24 protein-coding genes and 1 tRNA gene are annotated in these 21,033 nt (G+C 66.8%); 17 read left to right on the forward strand and 8 right to left on the reverse strand.

Annotation, left to right across the window (positions count from 1 at the left end):
• Positions 1-5: 5 nt before the first annotated feature.
• Positions 6-413: a GFA family protein gene (locus KDJ86_RS02640; protein WP_291742519.1), complete on the forward strand. Its 408-nt coding sequence runs from the start codon at positions 6-8 to the stop codon at positions 411-413.
• Between the two features lie 239 nt (positions 414-652).
• On the opposite strand, the gene KDJ86_RS02645 is transcribed toward KDJ86_RS02640, so the two are convergent.
• Positions 653-727 (reverse strand) — tRNA-Gly (locus KDJ86_RS02645).
• A 130-nt stretch (positions 728-857) separates the two neighbouring features.
• On the opposite strand from KDJ86_RS02645, the gene KDJ86_RS02650 reads away from it, so the two are divergent.
• From KDJ86_RS02650 to KDJ86_RS02665, 4 genes are all read left to right on the forward strand, one after another.
• Complete coding sequence (locus KDJ86_RS02650; RefSeq protein WP_291742521.1) at positions 858-1,379, forward strand: prolyl-tRNA synthetase associated domain-containing protein; 522 nt, start codon at positions 858-860, stop codon at positions 1,377-1,379.
• An 81-nt stretch (positions 1,380-1,460) separates the two neighbouring features.
• Positions 1,461-2,384 (forward strand): thioredoxin, encoded by a 924-nt coding sequence (gene trxA, locus KDJ86_RS02655; RefSeq protein ID WP_291742525.1) that lies wholly within the window; start codon positions 1,461-1,463, stop codon positions 2,382-2,384.
• A gap of 7 nt (positions 2,385-2,391) precedes the next feature.
• Positions 2,392-3,063 carry an LON peptidase substrate-binding domain-containing protein gene (locus KDJ86_RS02660; RefSeq protein ID WP_291742528.1) on the forward strand — a complete coding sequence of 224 codons (672 nt, stop codon included), beginning with the start codon at positions 2,392-2,394 and terminating at the stop codon, positions 3,061-3,063.
• On the forward strand, positions 3,060-3,260 hold the full coding sequence (locus KDJ86_RS02665) for a Trm112 family protein (RefSeq protein ID WP_291742531.1): 201 nt from the start codon (positions 3,060-3,062) through the stop codon (positions 3,258-3,260). Before KDJ86_RS02660 ends, KDJ86_RS02665 begins: the two co-directional genes overlap by 4 nt.
• Positions 3,261-3,292: 32 nt before the next feature.
• On the opposite strand, the gene KDJ86_RS02670 is transcribed toward KDJ86_RS02665, so the two are convergent.
• From KDJ86_RS02670 to KDJ86_RS02680, 3 genes are all read right to left on the reverse strand, one after another.
• The gene (locus KDJ86_RS02670; RefSeq protein WP_291742534.1) at positions 3,293-4,024 is read right to left on the reverse strand and encodes a lipase family protein; all 732 of its coding nucleotides are present in this window, start codon (positions 4,022-4,024) and stop codon (positions 3,293-3,295) included.
• A 65-nt stretch (positions 4,025-4,089) separates the two neighbouring features.
• Complete coding sequence (locus tag KDJ86_RS02675) at positions 4,090-4,686, reverse strand: protein-S-isoprenylcysteine O-methyltransferase (protein ID WP_291742537.1); 597 nt, start codon at positions 4,684-4,686, stop codon at positions 4,090-4,092.
• Positions 4,686-5,939 (reverse strand): hypothetical protein, encoded by a 1,254-nt coding sequence (locus KDJ86_RS02680; protein ID WP_291742540.1) that lies wholly within the window; start codon positions 5,937-5,939, stop codon positions 4,686-4,688. Before KDJ86_RS02680 ends, KDJ86_RS02675 begins: the two co-directional genes overlap by 1 nt.
• Positions 5,940-6,466: 527 nt before the next feature.
• Between KDJ86_RS02680 and KDJ86_RS02685 the strand changes: the two genes are divergently transcribed.
• The 5 genes from KDJ86_RS02685 (at position 6,467) to KDJ86_RS02705 (ending at position 11,949) form a co-directional block, all read left to right on the forward strand.
• Positions 6,467-7,477 carry an ABC transporter substrate-binding protein gene (locus tag KDJ86_RS02685; protein ID WP_291742543.1) on the forward strand — a complete coding sequence of 337 codons (1,011 nt, stop codon included), beginning with the start codon at positions 6,467-6,469 and terminating at the stop codon, positions 7,475-7,477.
• Positions 7,478-7,547: 70 nt separating this feature from the next.
• Entirely contained in the window at positions 7,548-8,405 is an 858-nt protein-coding gene (locus KDJ86_RS02690; RefSeq protein WP_291742546.1) for an ABC transporter permease, read from the forward strand.
• A 3-nt stretch (positions 8,406-8,408) separates the two neighbouring features.
• The gene (locus KDJ86_RS02695; protein WP_291742550.1) at positions 8,409-9,602 is read left to right on the forward strand and encodes a quaternary amine ABC transporter ATP-binding protein; all 1,194 of its coding nucleotides are present in this window, start codon (positions 8,409-8,411) and stop codon (positions 9,600-9,602) included.
• Between the two features lie 86 nt (positions 9,603-9,688).
• The gene (locus KDJ86_RS02700) at positions 9,689-10,279 is read left to right on the forward strand and encodes a CAP domain-containing protein (protein WP_291742552.1); all 591 of its coding nucleotides are present in this window, start codon (positions 9,689-9,691) and stop codon (positions 10,277-10,279) included.
• 2 nt (positions 10,280-10,281) lie between these two features.
• On the forward strand, positions 10,282-11,949 hold the full coding sequence (locus tag KDJ86_RS02705) for an AMP-binding protein (RefSeq protein WP_291742555.1): 1,668 nt from the start codon (positions 10,282-10,284) through the stop codon (positions 11,947-11,949).
• On the opposite strand, the gene KDJ86_RS02710 is transcribed toward KDJ86_RS02705, so the two are convergent.
• Genes KDJ86_RS02710 through KDJ86_RS02720 form a run of 3 tightly spaced genes read right to left on the reverse strand, consistent with a single transcriptional unit; the run spans position 11,928 to position 15,472 of the window.
• On the reverse strand, positions 11,928-12,851 hold the full coding sequence (locus KDJ86_RS02710; protein WP_291742558.1) for a cupin domain-containing protein: 924 nt from the start codon (positions 12,849-12,851) through the stop codon (positions 11,928-11,930). The two genes, KDJ86_RS02705 and KDJ86_RS02710, sit on opposite strands and share 22 nt — an antisense overlap.
• Complete coding sequence (locus KDJ86_RS02715) at positions 12,848-14,050, reverse strand: GNAT family N-acetyltransferase (protein WP_291742561.1); 1,203 nt, start codon at positions 14,048-14,050, stop codon at positions 12,848-12,850. Before KDJ86_RS02715 ends, KDJ86_RS02710 begins: the two co-directional genes overlap by 4 nt.
• Entirely contained in the window at positions 14,051-15,472 is a 1,422-nt protein-coding gene (locus KDJ86_RS02720; RefSeq protein WP_291742563.1) for a lipopolysaccharide biosynthesis protein, read from the reverse strand.
• Between the two features lie 286 nt (positions 15,473-15,758).
• On the opposite strand from KDJ86_RS02720, the gene KDJ86_RS02725 reads away from it, so the two are divergent.
• On the forward strand, positions 15,759-16,004 hold the full coding sequence (locus KDJ86_RS02725) for a sulfurtransferase TusA family protein (protein ID WP_291742566.1): 246 nt from the start codon (positions 15,759-15,761) through the stop codon (positions 16,002-16,004).
• Between the two features lie 4 nt (positions 16,005-16,008).
• Here KDJ86_RS02725 and KDJ86_RS02730 read toward each other — a convergent pair whose 3' ends face one another.
• Entirely contained in the window at positions 16,009-17,100 is a 1,092-nt protein-coding gene (locus KDJ86_RS02730) for a D-alanyl-D-alanine carboxypeptidase family protein (RefSeq protein WP_291742568.1), read from the reverse strand.
• A gap of 244 nt (positions 17,101-17,344) precedes the next feature.
• On the opposite strand from KDJ86_RS02730, the gene KDJ86_RS02735 reads away from it, so the two are divergent.
• The 6 genes from KDJ86_RS02735 to KDJ86_RS02760 form a co-directional block, all read left to right on the forward strand.
• On the forward strand, positions 17,345-18,220 hold the full coding sequence (locus tag KDJ86_RS02735; RefSeq protein ID WP_291742571.1) for an urease accessory protein UreD: 876 nt from the start codon (positions 17,345-17,347) through the stop codon (positions 18,218-18,220).
• Positions 18,221-18,230: 10 nt separating this feature from the next.
• Positions 18,231-18,533 carry an urease subunit gamma gene (locus KDJ86_RS02740; protein ID WP_291742574.1) on the forward strand — a complete coding sequence of 101 codons (303 nt, stop codon included), beginning with the start codon at positions 18,231-18,233 and terminating at the stop codon, positions 18,531-18,533.
• Between the two features lie 29 nt (positions 18,534-18,562).
• Positions 18,563-19,159 carry a HupE/UreJ family protein gene (locus KDJ86_RS02745; RefSeq protein ID WP_291742576.1) on the forward strand — a complete coding sequence of 199 codons (597 nt, stop codon included), beginning with the start codon at positions 18,563-18,565 and terminating at the stop codon, positions 19,157-19,159.
• An 8-nt stretch (positions 19,160-19,167) separates the two neighbouring features.
• Positions 19,168-19,476, forward strand: a complete 309-nt coding sequence (locus KDJ86_RS02750; protein ID WP_291742579.1) for an urease subunit beta — start codon at positions 19,168-19,170, stop codon at positions 19,474-19,476.
• The gene (locus KDJ86_RS02755; RefSeq protein ID WP_291742584.1) at positions 19,476-19,886 is read left to right on the forward strand and encodes a DUF6980 family protein; all 411 of its coding nucleotides are present in this window, start codon (positions 19,476-19,478) and stop codon (positions 19,884-19,886) included. Before KDJ86_RS02750 ends, KDJ86_RS02755 begins: the two co-directional genes overlap by 1 nt.
• Before the next feature lie 18 nt (positions 19,887-19,904).
• Positions 19,905-21,033 (forward strand): urease subunit alpha (locus KDJ86_RS02760; RefSeq protein ID WP_291742586.1); only part of this gene is annotated, 1,129 nt, incomplete at its 3' end.

Raw genomic sequence — 21,033 nt, forward strand, 5'->3', positions numbered from 1 at the left:
TCATGATGCCGGCGGCGACATTATCGTCGCCGGAGAACACCGCGACGGCGTGCGGTCTCCTTCCAAATTGTGATGTCAGCCTGCCATCCGATCCCCGTTCATACGGGGACGAACTCAAGCCGTTTGCCGGCATCGGAAGAAACAAGTTCGCGGTGACGGATGGGGGTGATCAACTGCTCGTCTTCGGGGAAGAGCTGGCCCACGATGCGCGCTGCGCAAAATGCGGCTCCCTTCTCTACTCCGTCGTCCGCGACGGCGCCTATGTTCATGTGACTCTCGGCACGCTGACGGACGATCCGGCCATCCGGCCGAGCGAGCATATTTTCGTCCGCTCGAAAGCGTCCTGGTTCACCATTGCCGATGACCTGCCGCAATATTCGGCCCACGCCGCAGACGGGCCGCCGGTCAGTTGAGCCACATCGCCCCCGCTGAAGGGCTGACATCCTGGGGGGATCTCCCGCCGGCGCTTCGGACCCCTGACGAGGCGGCGCACAAGAGCGGTCATGAAAGGCTCGTAGCGCATTCCAGCCCCGGCATGAGCCCCTTCGCCTGCCGATTCCGGCGGCGCCGACGGGTGAACGGGCTGTGCCGGTTCTGTGCCGCACGCCGGTGCCTGTTCATGCATGGTTCTGCACGGCTGCCGGCTGAAAATTGGAGCGGGCGAAGGGATTCGAACCCTCGACCCCAACCTTGGCAAGGTTGTGCTCTACCCCTGAGCTACACCCGCTCGCGCGACCGATCGTCGATCGTCCGGGGCTTATATCGCTCCTTGGGGCGTCGTTGCAACATGGATATCGCGACTTGTTTCGGCTTTCCTCGGCCAATATGGCTTCGTGGACATCGATGGGAGCCTCGAAATGCCGAGCATGACATCCGCAGAGCTGCTTGCCTATCTCGGCAGGCTCGGTCTGGAGACCGAGACGGTCGAACATCCGCCGCTTCACACGGTGGAGGAGAGCCAGGCGCTACGCGGCGAAATCCCCGGCGCCCACACCAAGAACCTGTTCCTCAAGGACAAGAAAGGCGCCCTGTTCCTGGTGGTGGCGGCCGAGGATGCGGTGGTCGAGCTGAAGCAGCTCCACAACCGGATCGGCGCGTCCGGCCGCCTGTCCTTCGGCAAGCCGGAGCTGCTCCGCGAGGTGCTCGGCGTCGAACCCGGTTCGGTGACGCCCTTCGGGCTGGTCAATGACGATCCGCCGCGGGTCGGCGTCGTGCTGGATGCCGGTCTGATGGCGAGCGAGACGATCAACTGCCATCCCTTGGTCAATACCGCCACGACGACGATCGCCAGCCCCGATCTGCTCGCCTTCATCCGGGCGACCGGCCACGAACCTCAGATTCTCGCCCTCGACGCGCGCGGGACTCCGCGCCAATTGTAAAACCGCCGCCAAGGCGCCATGTTATGGCCGGAAAACGATATCGCGGCGGCGCTCGGCCGCCGCCAGGATACAGGGACGACAATGAGCACCCTATTGGGCGGGGGCGGCAGCCCCGATTCGGCCGTCGGCGGCGCCGGCGGACATGTGGTCGAGACGACGACCCAGACCTTCGTCGCCGACGTCATCGAGGCATCCAGCACCCAGCCCGTGCTGGTCGATTTCTGGGCGCCATGGTGCGGTCCGTGCCGTACCCTGGGCCCGATCATCGAGAAAGCCGTGCAAGCGGCTAACGGCGCGGTGAAGCTGGTCAAGATGAATATCGACGAGCATCCGGGCGTCGCCGGCCAGCTCGGCATCCAGTCGATTCCGGCGGTGATCGCCTTCTCGAAGGGCCAGCCCGTCGACGGCTTCGTCGGGGCCCTGCCCGAGAGCCAGGTGAAGGAATTCATCGAACGGGTTGCCGGTCCGCCGGCGCCGTCCGACAGCGACGCCCTTGTCGCGGCCGGCGAGGAATTGCTCGCCGGGGGCGACAGCACCGGGGCCGCCGAACGCTTTGCCGCGGTGCTCGCGGCCGAGCCGCAGTCGGTCGCCGCCGCCGCCGGGCTGGCGCGATGCCTCGTCGCGACCGGTGAGCTCGACCGGGCGCGCCAGACCCTCGACATGCTTCCGCCCGAGGCGGCCGGCGATGCCAAAGTCGCCGCGGCGCGAGCCGAAATCGACCTCGCCGCGCAGACCGCCGAGCTCGGCGACCCGTCGGCGCTGGAAGCCCGGATCGCGGCCGATCCCAAGGATTTCGAGGCGCGGCTCGACCTGGCGCTCATCCTCAACGAAAGGGGCGACCGCGAGGGTGCCGCCGACCAGCTCCTTGAAATCCTCGCCAGGAATCGTAGTTGGCAGGATGAGAAGGCGCGGAAGCAGCTCCTGCAGTTCTTTGAGCTCTGGGGCCCGAAGGACGAGGCAACGCTCGCCGGGCGCCGTCGTCTGTCGTCGATGCTGTTCGCCTGAGGACACCGTGAAAGCTGGCAACTGCTCTTATGGACGGCCGGAGGATCTGCCGGAGACCATCCCGGTTTTTCCCTTGCCCGGAGCGTTGCTGCTTCCCCGCGCCGAAATGCCGCTGAACATCTTCGAGCCGCGCTATGTCGCGATGATCGACGCGGCGCTGGCCGGTGACCGTATCGTCGGGATGATCCAGCCCGACGAAAACAAGGCGCCATGCGCTTCCGGGCCGGGACTTTGCCAGGTCGGCTGCGCCGGCCGCGTCACCGCCTTCTCGGAAACCGGCGACGGCCGCTACCTGGTGACCCTGAGCGGAATTTCGCGTTTCGTGGTGGTCGAGGAAAGGATCGTTGCAACCGGCTATCGCCAGTGCCGGATCAGCGCGGCGTCCTTCGCCGATGACTTTCTCGCCCGGAGTGACGACGAGGCTGTCGACCGGGCCGCCGTCCTCCGGTCGTTCCGGGATTACCTCGAAGCGCACAACCTCGAAGCGGATTGGGACAGCGTCGGCCGGGCGACCAACGAAACCCTGATCAATGCCCTTGCCATGATGGCGCCGTTCGGGACCGCCGAGAAACAGGCGCTGCTCGAGGCGCCCGACCTCAAGGCCCGTGCCGAGACGCTGGTGGCGCTGACCGAGGTGGCGCTGGCCAACGAATCGGGCGCGGGACGGTCGCTGCAATGAGCGCAAGCGGCCGCGCGGCGGGCAAGGTGGATCCGAAGCTGCTGGAGATACTGGTCTGTCCGGTCACCAAGACGACGCTCGAATATGACGCGGAAGCCCAGGAACTGATCAGCCGGGCGGCCAAGCTCGCCTACCCGATCCGCGACGGGATCCCGATCATGCTGCCCGACGAGGCACGTCCGCTCGAAGAGGGATGACGTGGCCGCGCCGGACGGTGCGCGGGGCCGGTTCAGCGGCTGGCGGTCTTCTGGCCCTTCAGGATGTTCAGCGACAGCGCCAGGACCTCGTCCTGAAGCTGCTGGTCCTCGTCGATATTGAGGTGGTCGACGTCCTTGCGCGTGGTCAGGTCGACGTTGACGATCTTGCCGTTGAAGCGGCTGTTGCCGACGACTTCCTGGCCGTAGCCCTTCGGCTTGTAGAAGTTCAGGACCTCGGCGATCCCGGCATCGAGCGGATGGGTCTGCGAGACGGCGTCGAAGACCACGACGAGCCGGACCGGCACGCCGTTGTGGACCATCCAGTTGGACATGACGAGCGCCGCGTCGCCGCCGAGCGAATGGCCGATGATGATGATCGGCGCGGCATTCTTGTCCTTCTTGTATTTGGCAATCGTGTCATTGGCCAGGAACTGCCAGTGCGAATGATTGGCGAGCGTGACCGGGACACCCTGCTTCTCGAACTTCTTGGCGAGGGCATCCATGCCACGCGACCAGACGTTGTGGAGGCCACGCAGGATGATCACCGTGCCGCCCTTGTAGCCGCCGGGCGGCGGCTTCGGAATGGTCACCGACAGGTTGGGCGTGGTGGTCTTGGTGCCCGACTTGGACGTTGCCTTGGGGGCATGGGCCGGGCGCGGCGAGGGAACAGGGATCGACTCCTCGGCGCCGGCCGGCACCGCGGCCGCAACAAGTCCCAGAACGAACGCGGCGAGGGCCAGAGCGGCCGCCCGTCTCGGCTTCATCGCATCCTCCGTTGCTCAAGCCACGGTTATCCTGACCAGAAAAATGGCCGGGGGGTGGCAGTCGGTCAATAGATCAGTGGAACGACCCGTTTTGTGCGCTTCATGTAGGAGCGGTAGTCGTCGCCAAATGTCTCGACCATAAGCTGCTCCTCCTTTCCGACCCGCAGGAAAAACAGGATTCCCCAGCCGACGATGCCCGAAAGGCCGGCGATCCAGTTGGCGAAGAGCGCCGCCTGGGCAAAGGCGAGCAGCCAGAAGGCCGAGTACATAGGATGGCGGACGAAGGCGTAAAGGCCGGTATCGACCAGCGTGTGCTTCTTGCGCGTATCGAGGGTTACCGACCAGTTGCGGCCGAGCTGGCGGTGGGTCTCGTAGAGGAGTGCCAGCGCCGCGAGCATCAGCACCAGCCCGATCCAGCCCTGGACCGGGCTGAAGGCGTAGTCGGCGAAGCGCGGTCCGGACGTCAGGCGGCCCATGATGAAAAAGATCAGCGGGATGATGGCGAGGCCGGTCAGCGACGCCATCAAGAGCCACTGATCGCGGCTCCCGCCCGCCGAGCGGGCCACCTTGGTCTTGCGCGACTTGCGCTGGTGCGGATAGCGGATGACGAACCACAGGACGCCCCCGACGAACCATATCCATTCCGCAACGAGTTGACTCATCACTCTCCAATCGCGGCCGCCTTCCGGGATTTCCCGGCCGGACGCTTCCTTTTGTAACTGCCATCCCCTGCGAAGATCGACGCGGCCTTCTTGCCCAGCCTGACCCGGTCGGCCAGTCGCAGGGGGCCGAAACCAATGTGGTAGAAGTCGTAGAAGTAGCGCTTGGCGTTCGGCATCACAAACTGCCGATGGAGGTGGAGCGAGCCGCGCTGCGCGCGCCGGTAGCCCTCGGCGCTCATCATGTCCCGGATGCGGATCATCTTGATGATCGGGCTGCCGGTCTTCGGATTGCCGAGATCGGCGACCGGGTCGGTCTTGTAGAAATTGATCGGGTCGACCTTGGCCTGGTACTCGATCCACAGAAGCGACTTTTCGGCGCCGACGCGATAGACGTCCTGGCGCAGGTCCTTTGCAGCCGGATGCAGGCCGATCTTCATGATCGACGAGCCGACGGTGAGAAAGGCCGTATGGCCGACCTCCTTGTCGAGGCCGGGCGTCGCGCGATAGGCGCGGGCGATCGCCTCGACCATCATGACCGCGCCGAGGCTGACGCCGGAAAGCAGGACCTCGTCGGCCTCCGGGTCGCGGATGGCCTCGATGACGCTTGCCGCGAATTGCCCGATCAGGTCCTCCATGCCGGGAATGTCGCGACGCGCGAGGTCGGCGGCGCAGGCCCAGTCGGCAAGCGCGAAGTCGAGATAGAAATAGCCGCCCAGGAAGCGCATCAGCAGGCCGAAGACGACGAGACCGACGAGGGTGGCGCCGAGCCAGCCGAGCGGCATCCCCAGCCATGCCGCGAGCACGCCGGCGCCGATCCCCAGAAGCACGAAGCCGGCCAGCGTCAGCAGCGGATAGATGAAGAACAGGCCGTAGCGGATGTTGGCCTTGAAGTAGCGGCGGAGCGTTCCCGTCCAGACGAACTCGAAGAGCGCCTTGTAGCCATGCAGCATTCGGCCGAGCCAGCTCCGCTCGACATAGGGCGCCATCAACTCGTCCCAGCGCAGGATCGTGTAGCGGCAGGCGGTGGTCCAGTTGGGGCCGGTGGTGCGGATATCCCACGTCGCCGAACGCTGGTCGGGGGCGACGCTGCATGGCGATACGGTCGCCGTGGCGCCCCAAAGCGAGCCGAAGCGCCGAAGCCCGCTGTTCATCCGCCGGTCGAGCCGTTCGATCGACGTCGGCTCGAAGCCGCTGATATGGACGACGCGCCGGTTGGTGACGAGGCTGCGCTGGGCTGAACTCCTGTCCGGCAATGAGCGGTCCCCGATTGGCCCACGACTGATCGGGTCAGCATTTAGCGGAAGCCGCGACCGGACGCCAGCGGCAGGAGGGCGGATTGCCGGCCGCGGGGGGGCTGACCATGCGATGCGGTTGCCCGACGGGCTGCCTTTGCCGCCGTCTTTTGACATTCGCGGTTGCGCCGCTATGTTTTTTTCTGACGTTTTTCCCCGTTTTGAGGACCGGATTGGCCGGCTGTCTCCTCGTCGGGGAAGTCGAGGAGGAGAATGCCGCACGGTGCGCCGGATGCTCCTGACATCCCATGACAGTTGCCGGCGTTAAAGTGTCAGCATCAGGGGCGAGGGTCGCGGGCGGCCGAGGCCCAGGAAATCCGGGCCGGCGGTCGATATCGCGACCTGCGCCGGCGAAGGAGGGAACACTCCGGGCCTGCTTCGCATTCCCGCGGACCGCCCTAATTTCCGATCGAGCCATGCTCCGCAGGATGCCGGTGGTTCTTGCCCCTCGGAGGCAGCCAGTTTTGACCAATGCAGGAGGATTGATGATGTTTCGCCATGCCATAGCCCTTGCCGTCGGCGTTATCGTCGCGGCGCCGGCCCTTGCCCAGGACGCCGAAATGGCGAAATGCGAGCTCGACCGTCCGGTGGTGTTTGCCGACCTCAACTACGGTTCGGCGCAATTCCACACCGCGGTCGCGAGCCGCATCATCCGCGATGGCTTCGGCTGCGAGGTCGACTCGATTCCCGGCGATACGATCCCCCTGATCAACGGTGTGGCGCGCGGCGATGCCGACATCATCATGGAGATCTGGACCGCCAATCCGGCCCAGGCCTGGGTCGATGCCGAGGCGGATGGCAAGACGGTGGCCCTTGGCACCACTTTCCCGGATGCGATCGAAGGATGGTTCGTCCCGACCTCGGTCGTTTCCGGCGACGGCGCCAAGGCACCCGATCTCAAGTCGGTCGCCGACCTGGCCAACTACACCGAGCTGTTCGAGGACCCGGAAGAGCCGGGCAAGGGGCGCTTCTACAATTGCCCGGCCGGCTGGCATTGCGAGGTGGTGAACACCAAGAAGCTCGAGGCCTATGGCCTCGCCGACAAATATACCAACTTCCGGCCGGGAACCGGCGAGGCGCTCGCGGCGGCCGCCGAGCAGGCGGCGCTGCGCGACAAGCCGGCGGTGTTCTACTACTGGGGGCCGACCTGGCTGCTCGGCAAATACGATTTCACCAAGCTGGAGGAGCCGGCCTATGACGCGTCGGTCTGGAAGGCGATGATGGACTCGGACCATCCCACCGAAGCGACGGCTTCGCCGATCACCAAGGTGATCATCGGGGGCAATACCGAGTTCACCAAGGCCGCGCCGAAGCTGGCGGAATTCCTGAAATCCTATGCTTCGACCAATGCGGTGACCTCGACCGCGCTCGCCTATATGCGCGACAATGACGCCAGCCCGGACGAAGCCGCGGTCAATTTCCTCAAGACCACCGAGGACTGGACCAGGTGGCTGCCGGCTTCCGCCGTCGAGGGCGTCAAGTCGAACCTCGGCGAGTAGCCGGCAGGCCGTGATCTCCGACGGGCCGGCGGAAGACGCGCCGGCCCGTCTGCTCCTGAGGACGTGAACGATGTTCGTCGACATCGGCAAGCCCATCGCAGACGCCACCAACACCTTCATCGAGTGGCTCATCGTCAATTATGGCGACGTCTTCGAATCGATCGCCAATGCCCTGCTCACGGTCCTCGTCCTGATCGAGCAGGCGCTGCGCTGGGCGCCGCCGTGGTCGGTTCTGATCGTGGTCGGCCTGATCGCCTATGCCGCCAGCCGCAACCTCCTGCTGTCATTCGGGATCGTCGCCCTGGCCTGGCTTCTCGGCAGCCTCGGGCTGTGGGAGCAGGCGATGCAGACCATCGCGGTCATGCTGGTCTCGGTCGCCATCGCCATCATCATCGGCATCCCGCTCGGCGTGCTGACCGCCCGCAGCGACATCGCGCGGGCGCTGCTCAATCCCGTCCTCGACCTGATGCAGACGATCCCGAGCTTCGTCTATCTGATCCCCGCGGCGATGCTCTTCGGTCTCGGCAAGGTGCCGGCGATCCTGGCGACGGTGATCTATGCGACGCCACCGCTGATCCGGCTGACCGATCTCGGCATCCGCCAGGTCGATCACTCGGTGGTCGAGGCGAGCCGGGCCTTCGGCGCGACCCGCTGGCAGATGCTCAAGGGTGTCCAGATTCCGCTCGCCCTGCCGTCGATCATGCAGGGCATCAACCAGACGATGATGATGGCGCTGGCGATGGTGGTGATCGCCTCGATGATCGGCGCTCGGGGAATCGGCGAGACGGTGCTTCTCGGCCTCCAGCGCAACGATCCCGGCAAGGGCCTGGTCGGCGGTATCGGCATCGTCATCCTGGCGATCATCTTCGACCGCATCAGCCAGGCCTTCGGTCGCCGCCTGCAGGCCTATCGGACCGTGGGCGGCTGATTCATGGCGCTGATCGACGTCCGGCATGTCACCAAGGTCTTCGGGTCGCGGCCGGAGCGTGCGCTCGCCCGGCTGAAGGCGGGCGCCAGCAAGGAAGAGATCCTGGCCGAAAGCAATCACACCGTCGGGCTCTACGACATCTCGCTGTCGGTGGAGCCCGGCGAGATTTTCGTGGTGATGGGGCTTTCGGGATCGGGGAAATCGACCCTGATCCGCCACCTCAACCGCCTGATCGACCCGACGGAAGGCGAGATCTTCATCGACGGGATGGACATCCTGAAGCTCTCCATCCGGGAGCTGGAGGCCTTCCGCCGCAACAAGACCGGCATGGTCTTCCAGCGCTTCGGCCTGTTTCCCCACCGGACGGTTCTCCAGAATGTCGCCTATGGCCTCGAAATCCGCGGCGAGCCCAGGGCCGCCCGCGAGGAAAAGGCCGCCGAATGGGTCGCGACGGTGGGGCTCACCGGTTACGAGGACCAGTATCCGGAACAGCTTTCGGGCGGCATGCAGCAGCGTGTCGGGCTGGCGCGGGCGCTCTGCACGGACCCGGAAATCCTGCTGATGGACGAGGCCTTTTCCGCCCTCGATCCGCTGATCCGGGGCCAGATGCAGGACCAGCTGATCGAGCTGCAGTCGCGCCTCCGGAAGACGATCGTCTTCATCACCCACGATCTCGACGAGGCGCTGCGGCTCGGCGACCGGATCGCCATCCTCAAGGACGGTACGCTGTCGCAGATCGGCACGCCGGCCGAGATCCTGCTCGATCCGGCCGACGACTATGTCCGCGCCTTCGTCAAGGACGTCAATCGCGCCCGGGTGCTGACCGTCGAGACGGTGATGAAGCCGCCGCCACTCCGGCTCACCGACGAGACGCTGGAGCAGGCGCTGGCCGAGATGCAGCGCCGTGGTGCCGAGATCGGCTATGTCCTCAACGCTCGGGGCTATCGCGGCGTGGTGACCCGCGACGCGGTCAACGCCGCGATTGCCAGCCATTCGGGACCGACCGTCGACGAGATCGCGGTCGGCGCCCCGTCGATCGCACCGGGCGCTTCGCTTGCCGAAGCGCTGCCGGCGACGCTTTCCAGCACCTTCCCGGTCGCGGTGATCGATGCCGCCGGATCGCTCGAGGGGATTCTGTCGGCGACGGAGGTCGGCGAGGTCCTGATGCCGGCGCGGCAGCTCGAAGCGGCCGAATAGGGCCACGGGCGCTCGAATTGTCGCGGGTTGTCGCCCGGGCGGTCAGGCCGTGGTAGACATCGCCGGTTCGCCGCATGGACGACAACATGGACAATATGGTCGTGACGCGTCGCGGGGCGCTGCGCGTTGTTTCACTGGTGCTTGTTTCCGGGCCGATGCTGTCGGCCTGTGCGTCGCTGTTCGATAAGCCGGACGAGCTGATCAAGGGGGCAGGCCCGCCAAGCCCGGCGACGGTCAATCCGGGGTCCGCCGCGGCGGAGATATCGAGCTATCGCAAGGCTCGCGGCCTGTCCGCGGTTTCGCTCAACGGGCAGCTGATGGGCATCGCCCGCAGCCATTCCGACGCGATGGCGCGCGCCGACAAGATGTCCCATGTGGTGCGCGGCGAGGGCAGCTTCCAGCAGCGGCTGAGCAGGGGCGGCTATGACGCGGCGATCGCGGTCGAGAATGTCGCCGCGGGCCACCGGACCTTCAACGAGGCGTTCGCCGGCTGGAAAGCCTCGCGGGGGCACAACGCCAACCTGCTCAAGCCCGGAGTCACCCAGATGGGAATCGCCGTCGCCTTCAGGCCGAACAGCAAATACGGGAACTTCTGGACCCTGATCCTGGCCGAGCCGGACAACCGGCACGCCGCGCTCGGGCCGGATGGCGGCCGGCCGATGGCGGTCGCCGGCTAGCCATGCTGCCACGGGCCGAGAGCTACGAGGCGCTGGTCGAGGCGTTTCGCTGGGAGATACCGGACCGGTTCAACATCGCGGTCGCCTGCTGCGATCGGTGGGCCGCGGCCGTTCCCGACCGCGTCGCGCTGATCCGGTATGGCGACCGGAGCGGGCAAGGCGCCGTCACCTTCGCCGACCTGAAGCGGGATTCGGACCGGCTGGCGCATGCCCTTCGCCATCGCGGTGTTGCGAAGGGTGACCGCCTGGCATTGCTGCTGCCGCAGTCGACCGAGGCGGCGGTCGGCCATCTCGCGGCCTACAAGCTCGGCGCCATCGTCGTGCCGCTTGCCGCTCTGTTCGGACCCGATGCGCTGGCCTTCCGGCTGAGGGATTCCGGTGCGCGGGCGATCGTCACCGACGCGGCCGGGGCGGGGAGGCTTGCCGCGCTGCGCGACGACCTGCCCGACCTCGAGACGGTGCTGTGCGTCGACGGTCCGGACGGCGGGGCGGTCGAAGGCTATCGGCAAGCGCTGGAGCCGTTCGTCGACCCCTTCCCGGTCATCGGCTCGGGGCCGGACGATCCGGCGATGATGATCTACACCTCCGGCACCACCGGACCGCCCAAGGGCGCCCTCCATGGCCATCGCGTGCTGCTCGGCCATCTGCCCGGCTTCTCGCTGACCCACGAATTCGCGCCGGAGCCGGACGATCGCGCGTGGACGCCGTCGGACTGGGCCTGGGCGGGCGGCCTCCTCAATGCCCTGCTGCCGGCACTCTATTTCGGGACGCCGGTGGTCTTCGGGCCGTTCCGCCGCTTCGACCCCGAGGCTGCCTTCGCGATGATGGCCGAGGCCGGGATCCGCAACGTCTTTCTGCCGCCGACGGCGATCAAGCTGATGGAGGATGTGGAGCGGCCGCTGGAACGGTTCGACATCAGGCTGAGGACCGTGACCGCGGCGGGCGAGAGCCTCGGCCGATCCGCCTTCGAGCGTGCCGAGGCGACCTTCGGTCGCGCGATCAACGAATTCTACGGCCAGACCGAGTGCAACTACGTGCTCGGTTCATGCGCGGCGCTCGGTGTCAGCCGTGCCGGCGCGGTCGGCAAGCCGATCCCCGGCCACGGCGTCTCGGTCATCGGCGAGGACGGGGTGGAACGGCCGCCGGGCGAGGCCGGGGAGATCGCGATCCGCCGCGGCGACCCGTCGATGTTCCTCGAATACTGGCGGCAGCCGGACGCGACCGGCGAGAAATTCCGTGGCGACTGGATGCTGACCGGCGACCAGGCGGTCCGCGATGCCGACGGCTATGTCCATTTCATCGGGCGCAACGACGATGTGATCACTTCCGCCGGCTACCGGATCGGGCCGGGCGAGGTCGAGGACTGCCTCGCGACCCACCCCGCGGTCAGGTTGTCGGCGGTGGTCGGCAAGCCGGACCCGGTTCGCACCGAAATCGTCAGCGCCTTCGTCGCGCTGAAGCCGGGTTACGAGCCGGGCGACAAACTGGCGGAAGACATCCGCCGGCATGTCCGGGAGCGGCTGTCGGCGGCGGAATATCCGCGGGAGGTCGCCTTCGTCGACGAGATCCCGCTGACCACATCCGGCAAGGTCATCCGGCGCGGCTTCCGGGCGAGGGTCCGTGGCGGTTCCGGCGGAGCGGGAGCCGATCAGGTCTTGCCTTCGCCGTAATAGTAGTTGGCGCGGCGGCCGAAGAACAGCGACCGCAGGCGCCGCCGCATGCCCTCACTCCGCCGCAGGGGCTTGATCACCGACTGGGCAACGCCAAGGGCCATGGTCTTGGCGCCGTCGAGGAGGGGATGGCGGCCGGGCGCCGGCTGTGGCAGGTGGAGCTTGCGGAGGACCGCGTTCGCCAGGTAGAGGCGGTTCATCCTGATGTCGCGCCGCGACTTCCAGGTGATCGCCATCGAGATCGTCCAGTCGTCGCCGGTGCGCACCCAGTGCGGCCAGGTATAGGGCAGGAACATGCCCTCGCCGGGCGCGAAGCGGAAGACCGTCGCCCGCTCCTCGAAATGCGCGAGATAGGAGAGATTCCGGTGCTTTCCCGGATAGGTCTCGAGATCGGCCTCCGGAACCAGCGCGCGGTCGCGGTTGTCGAAGACATGCATGAACTTCTCGCCATGCAGGTGGACGAAGAAATTCTCCTCATAGTCGATGTGGAAGGGCGTCACGCCATTCGCCGAGGAGACGAAGATGAAGCCCTGGAAGTCCTGCATGCCGGTTTCGTCGCCGCTGCCGCCGATCGCCGCGCGGGCGTCGGCGAGCGCGGCGCGGATCAGGGCGGCGTATTCGGGGACCGTCTCGACATTCTTCAGCACCATCCAGGCGCCGCAGGTCGCGATCTGGCGGACGACCTCGGCCGGCGGGAGGTCGATGCCGGGCACCTGGTCCGGCGGCTGGTTCGGCTCGAGCCTCCCCGAGTTGTATTCGACCCGGTCGCGGTCGAGCCGTCCGGCAAGGCCGGCGAGCGCGTCGAGGCTGAGGAGCGGATGGTCGGAAAGATGGTGGCGGATGCGGAACGGCCGATCGGGAAATCCAGCCGCCGCGTCGCGGTCGATGTCGATGAGGCTCACGACGGCGTCTTGCCGGGATGATGCCGCTGGGTAGCGAGGCGCGCCCACAGGCTTTTCGCGGTGGCGCGGGCCGCAATCTCGGTCCTGAACGCCGCGAGGCCTGTCCGGTAGAGCGCGCCGCCGCCGACCGGCCCGATCACCAGCGCCCCGACCTCCATCCTGTCCTGCCAGATCTGGTTGATCATCGCGTTGTTCGGGGCGGCGCAGGAGTCGATGCGCGCGATCGCCGGGTCGGCCAGAAGGCTGTCGGCGGCTTCGAGCATCACCTGGACGCCCGGCGAGAAGCGCGCGAAGTGCTCGTCATAGGCCGTCTTCCAGGCATAGGCGGTGGAGCCCGCCACGAAGCAGACGACGATCGCGACGGGATGATCCCCGAGACGGATCGAGACGATCCGGGTCGTCCCGCGTTCCGACCGGTTGAAGACGATCTCGCGCGAGAAGGCGGCGGTGGCGGCCTGCGCGGCAAGGGCGGTGCCTTCCTCGCCCTTCCATCCGGCCGCCTCGAGAATCAGGAATTCCTCGAAGCGGGCGCGAACGTGGTCGGGTTCGAGCGCCGTCTCTACCGTCAGTCCGCCGATCTCGGCGAGGCGGCGCATCTGTCTGGCGAGTTCCTTCCGCCGCCGTGCCGGCAGGGTGGCCCGGACATCGGCGCCGGCCGGTGTCTGGTCGAGCACCGCTCGCGGCTGCTCGCCGATGATCGTCCACGGCCGGCCCGCCCGTTCGGCCGCCTCGCAAAGGGCGGCGGCGGTGTCGGAGCGGGTCGCCAGGTCCGGGATCACAAGGCTTCCGCTGCCCAGCCGGCGGATCAGGCCGTCGGCGGCGGCGGCGAGCGCCTGTCCGTCGATCAGGGGAGTTCCGAGCGGAGCATAGTCATGTACCCAGACCCACAGGGCGGGCGAGATCTTGCCGAGACGCTCGTGATGGACGGGCGCGAGCGCGATCAGCCGGCCGCGCCCGTCGCTGACGGTTGCCAGAGCGATTGCCGGGTCGAGATGGTCGATTGCCGGCAGGAGGATGCCGGGATGGAAGAAGACGTTGGCGTCCGCGCTCCGGCCCGCCAGGTCGCGCCACGCGGCGATCCGCGCGGTGGCACTGGCGGGACCGGCCGATGCCGTGGCGTCTTCCGGTCCCGGGCGGTGGCGGCGATGCTGTGCCGGCCCGGCGGTCAGGGTCGCTGAAGAGAATCCGGTGTCGCTCATCTATGCGGCCTCCCTCTCAGGATCGACCGGCCGGAAGGCAAAAAGGACGAAGGAGCGGATACCGAACCGCCTCCTTGCTGCTGCATAAAGGGCCAGTGATTCGACGATCAATGCCGCCGACGTCGCCAGGGCGGCGCCCGGCAGGCCGAGGACCGGGATCAGGGTGAAGTTGAGCACGACATTGATGACGAAGGTCCCGGTGTAGATCGCCGCGCAGAGCCGTTGCTGGCCCGCCATGGTGAGCAGGCTCTCGGCGGGGCCGATCGAGGCCCTGACAAGGATGCCGGCGGACAGGATGAAGAGCAGCGGATAGCCGCTTCCGAAGGTCGGCCCGAAAAGCAGCAGGAGTTGCCGGCCGACGACGAGGATGAAGGCGACAAGGGCCAGCGAAGGCCAGAACGTCCAGTGCAGGGTGTCGCGAACGAAGGATCTCAGCCGGAGATCGTCGCCGTTGGCATAGTATTTCGAGAAACGCTGTGCGCCGCCGGCGCGAACCGCGAAATAGACGAAATGGACCAGGGCCAGCGTCTTCGCGGCGGCGAAATAGATCGCGACCATGTCGGGCTGCATGAAATAGCCGACGACGAGGATGTCGACGTTGGTCAGAAGGTTGAAGAAGCCTTCGACGATGAAGATCGGCAGGGCGACGCCGATCCACAGCATCGGCCGATAGCGCCGGGGTCCCGGCGGCACGGTCTGGCGCAGACGCCGCTCCAGCAGGATCAGCTGGCCGACCGAGGTGAGATAGGTTGCGACGATGACCGCCCCCATCGCGGTGGTCGCATCGGGCTTCCAGCCAAGCCCGATCGCCGATGCCATGGTCGCCAGGATGATGACCGGCCGGACGATGAAGGTCGGCCACAGGCTGAGGTCGGCCCAGCTGAAGGCGCGTGACACACCGTCCTGAACCTCGCCAAGGGCAAGCATCGGCAAGGTCACCGCGCCGAGATAGAGCGGGATCAGGTAATAGCTGGAAAGCAGGTCGCCGAAGACCCGGAGGCCGAGAATGCCAAGGAGCGCGATGGTGGTGGCGGCGACGAAGCCGTAAAGCCGGCTGCCCACCAGGACGCCGCGCAGGAGGTCGGATTCGCCGCGCTCGACATATTCGGGGACGAAACGGACGATCGCGGTCTGGAAGCCGAGGCAGGCCAGCCCGCCGAGGATGACGGCGCCGACCCAGACGACGACGAAGACGCCGTATTCGAAATCGCCCATCCAGCGCGCAAGCAGGACCTGGCTGACATAGGCGATGCCGGCGCTGACGATGCGGACGACGAAGGCGATGATCGCGATACGCTGCGAGACCGAGCGATCGTCGATACCATAAAGGATCGAATCCAGCCGATCGCCGAGAGGCACCAGCCGGCGGCCGATCCGGCCGCCAAAGGCCCTTTCGACGGCGCCGGCAAACGAAACGCGCACCTGAGAGGTCTCCGCCAATATTGCCGCAGCCGCCAGAATACCGGTTCGAGTTTTATAAAAACTGAACCGATTGGCTCGCGAAGAGCATTATGCGGCGGTTTGGTTGTTTACAAATCAAGAATATCCCGGCCTCGTGTCAGGGTTAACCGCGGGTGAATATTATGCATGGCGTTCGGATGACGATCCTGCCGTGGCTCCCCGCCAAAAGCCCCGTCGCGGCGACCACTCGACCGGTATTCCCAACGCCCGCGCCGAAGCCTAGGATCGCGCACACCGCGAGCATGCAATGACGACCCAGCCGGACTGGCCGCACGATCTCCATCTCGACCTGCGCGGACTGGCCTGTCCGCTGCCGGTGCTGAAGACGAGGAAGGCCCTGGCGGGGCTGGCCCGCGGCAATCGCGTCATGGTCGAGGCGACCGACCCGCTGGCGGCGATCGACATACCCAATTACGTGCGGGAATCGGGGCATCGGCTGGTCGCCGCGGAAACCGGCGGCGACATCTATCGATGCCTGATCGAGCGGCTCTGAGGCGCTACTGGAGGATCAGCTCCGCGCCGGCGGGATAGGGCGGGCGCGGGCGCGGCAGGGGCAGGTTCACCGTCGAGGGGACGCCGCCGCCGGTTGCGCCGCCACCGGATGGCTTGACGGGGTCGGCCTTGCCGGTGAAGACCGGCACCGGCTCCATCAGCACAAATCGCGGGCCAAGCGCGGAATTGCCGGCGAGTTTCTGCGGTGCGCGTTTGGTTTCGCAGATCTCCTTGCGGAGATTGACCGGGCCGCCCGGCGCCGGGCGGGTCTGGAAGGACGAGAGCTTCTGGCCGAAGGCGCCGCCGAAAAGCCCGGAAAAGCCGCGATCGAGGAGGCGGGCGGCGGTCTCGGCACGGGCGTCCGAGGAGGTCTCGCCGAGCACGACAACCAGCAGCGTGCGGCCGTTGCGCGTCGCGGTGGCCGCGATATTGAAGCCGGAGGCGCAGATGAAGCCGGTCTTGAGGCCGTTGCTGCCCCGGTAGTGCTCGAGCAGGGTGTTGTAGGACTTGAGCACCTTGCGGCCGGCCCGGATCGCCGGAATCCTGAAATATTCGCGATACTGGGGATAATCCATCCACAGGGCGCGGGCGAGCACCGCGAGATCGCGGGCGGTGGTTACCTGCCCGGTCGCCGGCAGGCCGTTGGGATTGGCGAAATGGGTGCCGTTCATGCCGAGGCGGGCGGCTTCCGCATTCATCATCGCGACGAACCTGGCCTCGCTGCCGCCCAGCGTCTCGGCGATCGCCATTGCGATGTCGTTTGCCGAGCGGACGATCATCATCTTCAAGGCGTTGTCGACGTTGATGACCGTGCCGACCTTGTAGCCCATCTTCGAGGGCGGTTCGGCCAGAGCTTTCTTCGAAACCACGACGGCGGAGGAGAAGGTCAGCTGGCCGCTCTGGAGCGCCTTGAAGGTCAGGTAGGCGGTCATCATCTTGGTCAGCGAAGCCGGCGCCCAGAGCTTGTTGGCGTTGTCGCTGTTGATCACCACGCCTCTTCCGACATCCACGACGATATACGCCGGGTCCTGGGCGGCGCGCGCCGCCCAGCCGGTCAAGGAAACAAACAGAAAGGCGATCAGAAGCGTCGGTTTCAACGTCCAGCCCCAGACACGATGCGCGGTCGCGACGCCCCCGACCGCTTGCCACTCCTTCATATCGGCTTGGCGAGAATTTGGCAAAGCATCCGCGCCACGGAATCGCCTTGCCGGGCCATCGGCGGCGTTGCCTTCCAAGAAGGCATCTGCGCAAATTTCGGGCGATCGGCCTTCGCTTCCGGCGAGGGGTTCTTGCCGGCCGGCGCATGGCGTCAGGTTTGCATGGGCGGGCCGGATCGAGAGAATGCCCGTATCGATGATTGCCGCGTCGTTCGCCATTGCCGGAGAAGAGCCCTCGGGGATATCCGCAAGGTCCCGGCTGCAGCGGGTGCGCGGCGAGGCGCGCGTCACGATTCGCCGGGAGGGCGCCCATAACCGCCTCGACGTGTTGCGCCAGTCCGGCTCGGCGAAGGTCCGGCTGCCGCGCATCGCCGCGACCGCGCCGCTCGAAGCGATCCTGCTCAATACCGCCGGCGGGGTGACCGGCGGCGATTGCCTCTCCTTCGCGGTTTCGGTCGGCGAGTCGGCGGCCGCGATCGTCTCGTCGCAGGCGGCGGAGCGGGCCTATCGCTCGCCGGGCGATTTCGCGCGGATCGAAACGCGGCTCGATGTCGGGCCGAAGGGCCGGCTCGACTGGATTCCCCAGGAGACCATCCTCTTCGAGCGGAGCGCGCTGCACCGTCGCCTCGAGGCGGATGTCGCCGGCAGCGCGACGCTGCTGGTCGCCGAAGCCATTCTGCTCGGACGCGCCGCGATGGGCGAGACGCTCCACGACATCGCATTCAGGGACGCATGGCGGATTCGGAGGGACGGCATCCCGGTCTTCGCCGATGGCATGCGGCTGGAAGGCGATGCGGTCGCGGTGATGGCCGGCGGCGCGACCGGTGGTTCCGCCGGTGCGCTTGCCACGGTGGTCGTGGTGACGCCGGACGCAGAGACGCTGGCCGGGCCGGCTCGCGAGGCGCTCGCGGGCGATGCCTGGGAATCGGGAGTAAGTGCTTGGAACGGGATGCTTGTCGCTCGTATGCTTGCCGCGGGGGGACAGACCCTGCGCCTCGGACTGACAAGGCTGCTTGAGACGTTGCGCGGCACCGGCATGCCGCGGGTGTGGAATTGCTGAAGGGGGAAAGATGAACCTGACGCCAAGAGAAAAGGACAAGCTGCTGATCGCCACGGCGGCCATGGTGGCCCGTCGCAGGCTGGAGCGGGGTGTCAAGCTCAACTACCCGGAGGCTGTCGCCCTGGTCAGCGATTTCGTCGTCGAGGGCGCGCGTGACGGGCGTCTGGTCGCCGACCTGATGGAAGCCGGCGCGACCGTCGTCGGACGCGATCAGGTCATGCCCGGTGTCGCCGAGATGATCCACGACGTCCAGGTCGAGGCGACATTCCCCGACGGGACCAAGCTGGTCACCGTCCACAATCCCATTCGATAGACTTCCAGGATTTCCGAGAGGACACTTTCATGCTGAAACGACTCGCCATCACCGCCGGCGCCCTGGCCATCGCCACCGTCCCGGCCTTCGCCCATCTCGATCCTGGGCATAACGGCTCGTTCCTGGCCGGCGCCTCCCATCCTCTCTTCGGCCTCGACCACATCGTGGTGATGGTGGCGGTCGGCCTCTGGGCGGCGACCATCGGCGGACGGGCGGTATGGGTCGTCCCGGCTTCCTTCGTCGGCGCGATGGCGGTCGGCTATCTGCTCGCTCTCGGTGGCGTCGCGCTTCCCTTCGTCGAGCCCGTCGTCCTTGCCTCGGTCGTTGCGCTCGGCCTGCTGATCGCGGCCGCCGTCCGGGTGCCACCGGCGATAGGCGGCGTGCTGGTCGGGCTCTTCGCGGTTTTCCACGGCCACGCCCATGGCGGCGAGCTCGGCCTTGCCTCGGCCCTGCCCTTCGGCCTTGGCTTCGCGCTTTCCACCGCGCTGCTCCACTCCGCCGGCATAGGCCTCGGCCTGTTGCTCGGTTCCGGGGTCGGCCTGCGTGAAGGCGTCGGCAAGGTCGTCGCCCGGGTGCTCGGCGGCGTCGCCGCGGTGCTTGGCGTCGCGCTCGCCTTCGCTTCGTGAGCGCGGCCATGATCCCCGGCGAGATCATCCCCGCAGACGGCGAGATCGAGCTGAATGCCGGCCAGCCCACCGTCACCGTCGAGGTCGCCAATACCGGCGACCGTCCGGTGCAGGTGGGCTCCCACTACCATTTCTACGAGACCAATTCGGGCCTCTCCTTTGATCGCGAGAAGACCAAGGGCTGCCGCCTCGACATCCCGGCCGGGACCGCGATCCGCTTCGAACCGGGCCAGACCCGCAGCGTCACGCTGGTCCCCTATCTCGGCGAGCGCCTGGTCTTCGGCTTCAACCAGAAGGTCATGGGCGGCCTCGACTGATGGCGCAGTCGCTCTTCCCCGACCGGCGCGTGCTGTGGATGGATCCGGCCGGTGTGCCGGGCTCCTTCGCCGATCCGGCCGACAAGAAGAGCCATTGCTGCGTCGAGATGCGGGACGCGCTGGTCAATTGCTGCGAGGAGCATGCCGATGATCCCTTCGCCTGCCCCGACATGCTCATCGCCTATAGCGACACCTTCTGCGAATACGGGCTGATCATCCATGACGGCGGGCCATCCTACCTCGTCATCTCCGCCTGTCCCTTCTGCGGGACGAAGCTGCCGGAAAGCGGCCGCGAGGAATGGTTCGACCGGCTGGAGGCGATGGGTATCGACGATCCGGTGTCGGGCGAGATCCCCGAAGCCTACAGATCCGGCGCCTGGCGACGCCCGATTGACGAAACAGGCACATAATCCAGAGGCGACAGCAACATGCCCTACAAGATTTCCCGCGCCGCCTATGCCGAGATGTTCGGCCCGACCGTCGGCGACAAGGTCCGCCTCGCCGATACCGAGCTGATCGTCGCGGTCGAGAAGGACTTCACCACCTATGGCGAGGAGGTGAAATTCGGCGGCGGCAAGGTCATCCGCGACGGCATGGGCCAGAGCCAGTTCGCCAATGCCGACGGCGCGGTCGACACGGTCATCACCAACGCGCTGATCGTCGACCACTGGGGGATCGTCAAGGCGGATATCGGCATCAAGGACGGCAAGATCGCCGGGATCGGCAAGGCCGGTAACCCGGATGTCCAGCCGGGAGTCGACATCATCGTCGGGCCGGGCACCGAGGCGATCGCCGGCGAGGGCAAGATCATCACCGCCGGTGGCCTCGACATGCATATCCACTTCATCAGCCCCCAGCAGATCGACGAGGCGCTGATGTCCGGGGTCACCACCATGCTCGGCGGCGGCACCGGCCCGGCGACCGGAACCAACGCCACCACCTGCACGCCGGGGCCGTTCCATATCGGCCGGATGGTCCAGGCAGCCGAAGGCTTCCCGATGAACCTCGCCTTCGCCGGCAAGGGCAACGCCTCGTTGCCCGGCGCGCTGGAGGAGCAGGTCAAGGCCGGCGCCGCGGCGCTGAAGCTGCACGAGGACTGGGGGACGACGCCGGGCGCGATCGACTGCTGCCTGTCGGTCGCCGACGACTTCGACGTCCAGGTGATGATTCACACCGACACGCTGAACGAATCCGGCTTCGTCGAGAACACCATCGCGGCGTTCAAGGACCGCACCATCCACGCCTTCCATACCGAGGGCGCGGGCGGTGGCCATGCGCCGGACATCATCAAGGTCTGCGGCAAGGAGAATGTCCTGCCGTCCTCGACCAACCCGACCCGGCCCTACACGGCGAACACGATCGACGAGCATCTCGATATGCTCATGGTCTGCCATCATCTCGATCCGTCGATCGCCGAGGACATCCTTCACGACATCGGCGCCTTCTCGATCATCGCCTCCGACAGCCAGGCCATGGGCCGCGTCGGCGAGGTGTTGATCCGCACCTGGCAGACGGCGCACAAGATGAAGGTGCAGCGCGGCGCCCTGCCGGAGGAAA

This window comes from Bauldia sp., assembly GCF_020442045.1.
GTDB lineage: Bacteria > Pseudomonadota > Alphaproteobacteria > Rhizobiales > Kaistiaceae > Bauldia.

Bases quoted from the DNA above. Each gene is read 5' to 3' on its own strand.
- KDJ86_RS02690 (WP_291742546.1), top strand. From the start codon at position 7,548: ATGTTCGTCGACATCGGCAAGCCCATCGCAGACGCCACCAACACCTTC.
- KDJ86_RS02715 (WP_291742561.1), bottom strand. From the start codon at position 14,050: ATGAGCGACACCGGATTCTCTTCAGCGACCCTGACCGCCGGGCCGGCA.
- KDJ86_RS02740 (WP_291742574.1), top strand. From the start codon at position 18,231: ATGAACCTGACGCCAAGAGAAAAGGACAAGCTGCTGATCGCCACGGCG.
- trxA (WP_291742525.1), top strand. From the start codon at position 1,461: ATGAGCACCCTATTGGGCGGGGGCGGCAGCCCCGATTCGGCCGTCGGC.
- KDJ86_RS02735 (WP_291742571.1), top strand. From the start codon at position 17,345: ATGCCCGTATCGATGATTGCCGCGTCGTTCGCCATTGCCGGAGAAGAG.
- KDJ86_RS02650 (WP_291742521.1), top strand. From the start codon at position 858: ATGCCGAGCATGACATCCGCAGAGCTGCTTGCCTATCTCGGCAGGCTC.
- KDJ86_RS02725 (WP_291742566.1), top strand. From the start codon at position 15,759: ATGACGACCCAGCCGGACTGGCCGCACGATCTCCATCTCGACCTGCGC.
- KDJ86_RS02695 (WP_291742550.1), top strand. From the start codon at position 8,409: ATGGCGCTGATCGACGTCCGGCATGTCACCAAGGTCTTCGGGTCGCGG.
- KDJ86_RS02670 (WP_291742534.1), bottom strand. From the start codon at position 4,024: ATGAAGCCGAGACGGGCGGCCGCTCTGGCCCTCGCCGCGTTCGTTCTG.
- KDJ86_RS02685 (WP_291742543.1), top strand. From the start codon at position 6,467: ATGTTTCGCCATGCCATAGCCCTTGCCGTCGGCGTTATCGTCGCGGCG.
- KDJ86_RS02750 (WP_291742579.1), top strand. From the start codon at position 19,168: ATGATCCCCGGCGAGATCATCCCCGCAGACGGCGAGATCGAGCTGAAT.
- KDJ86_RS02745 (WP_291742576.1), top strand. From the start codon at position 18,563: ATGCTGAAACGACTCGCCATCACCGCCGGCGCCCTGGCCATCGCCACC.
- KDJ86_RS02665 (WP_291742531.1), top strand. From the start codon at position 3,060: ATGAGCGCAAGCGGCCGCGCGGCGGGCAAGGTGGATCCGAAGCTGCTG.
- KDJ86_RS02705 (WP_291742555.1), top strand. From the start codon at position 10,282: ATGCTGCCACGGGCCGAGAGCTACGAGGCGCTGGTCGAGGCGTTTCGC.
- KDJ86_RS02640 (WP_291742519.1), top strand. From the start codon at position 6: ATGCCGGCGGCGACATTATCGTCGCCGGAGAACACCGCGACGGCGTGC.
- KDJ86_RS02675 (WP_291742537.1), bottom strand. From the start codon at position 4,686: ATGAGTCAACTCGTTGCGGAATGGATATGGTTCGTCGGGGGCGTCCTG.
- KDJ86_RS02755 (WP_291742584.1), top strand. From the start codon at position 19,476: ATGGCGCAGTCGCTCTTCCCCGACCGGCGCGTGCTGTGGATGGATCCG.
- KDJ86_RS02700 (WP_291742552.1), top strand. From the start codon at position 9,689: ATGGACAATATGGTCGTGACGCGTCGCGGGGCGCTGCGCGTTGTTTCA.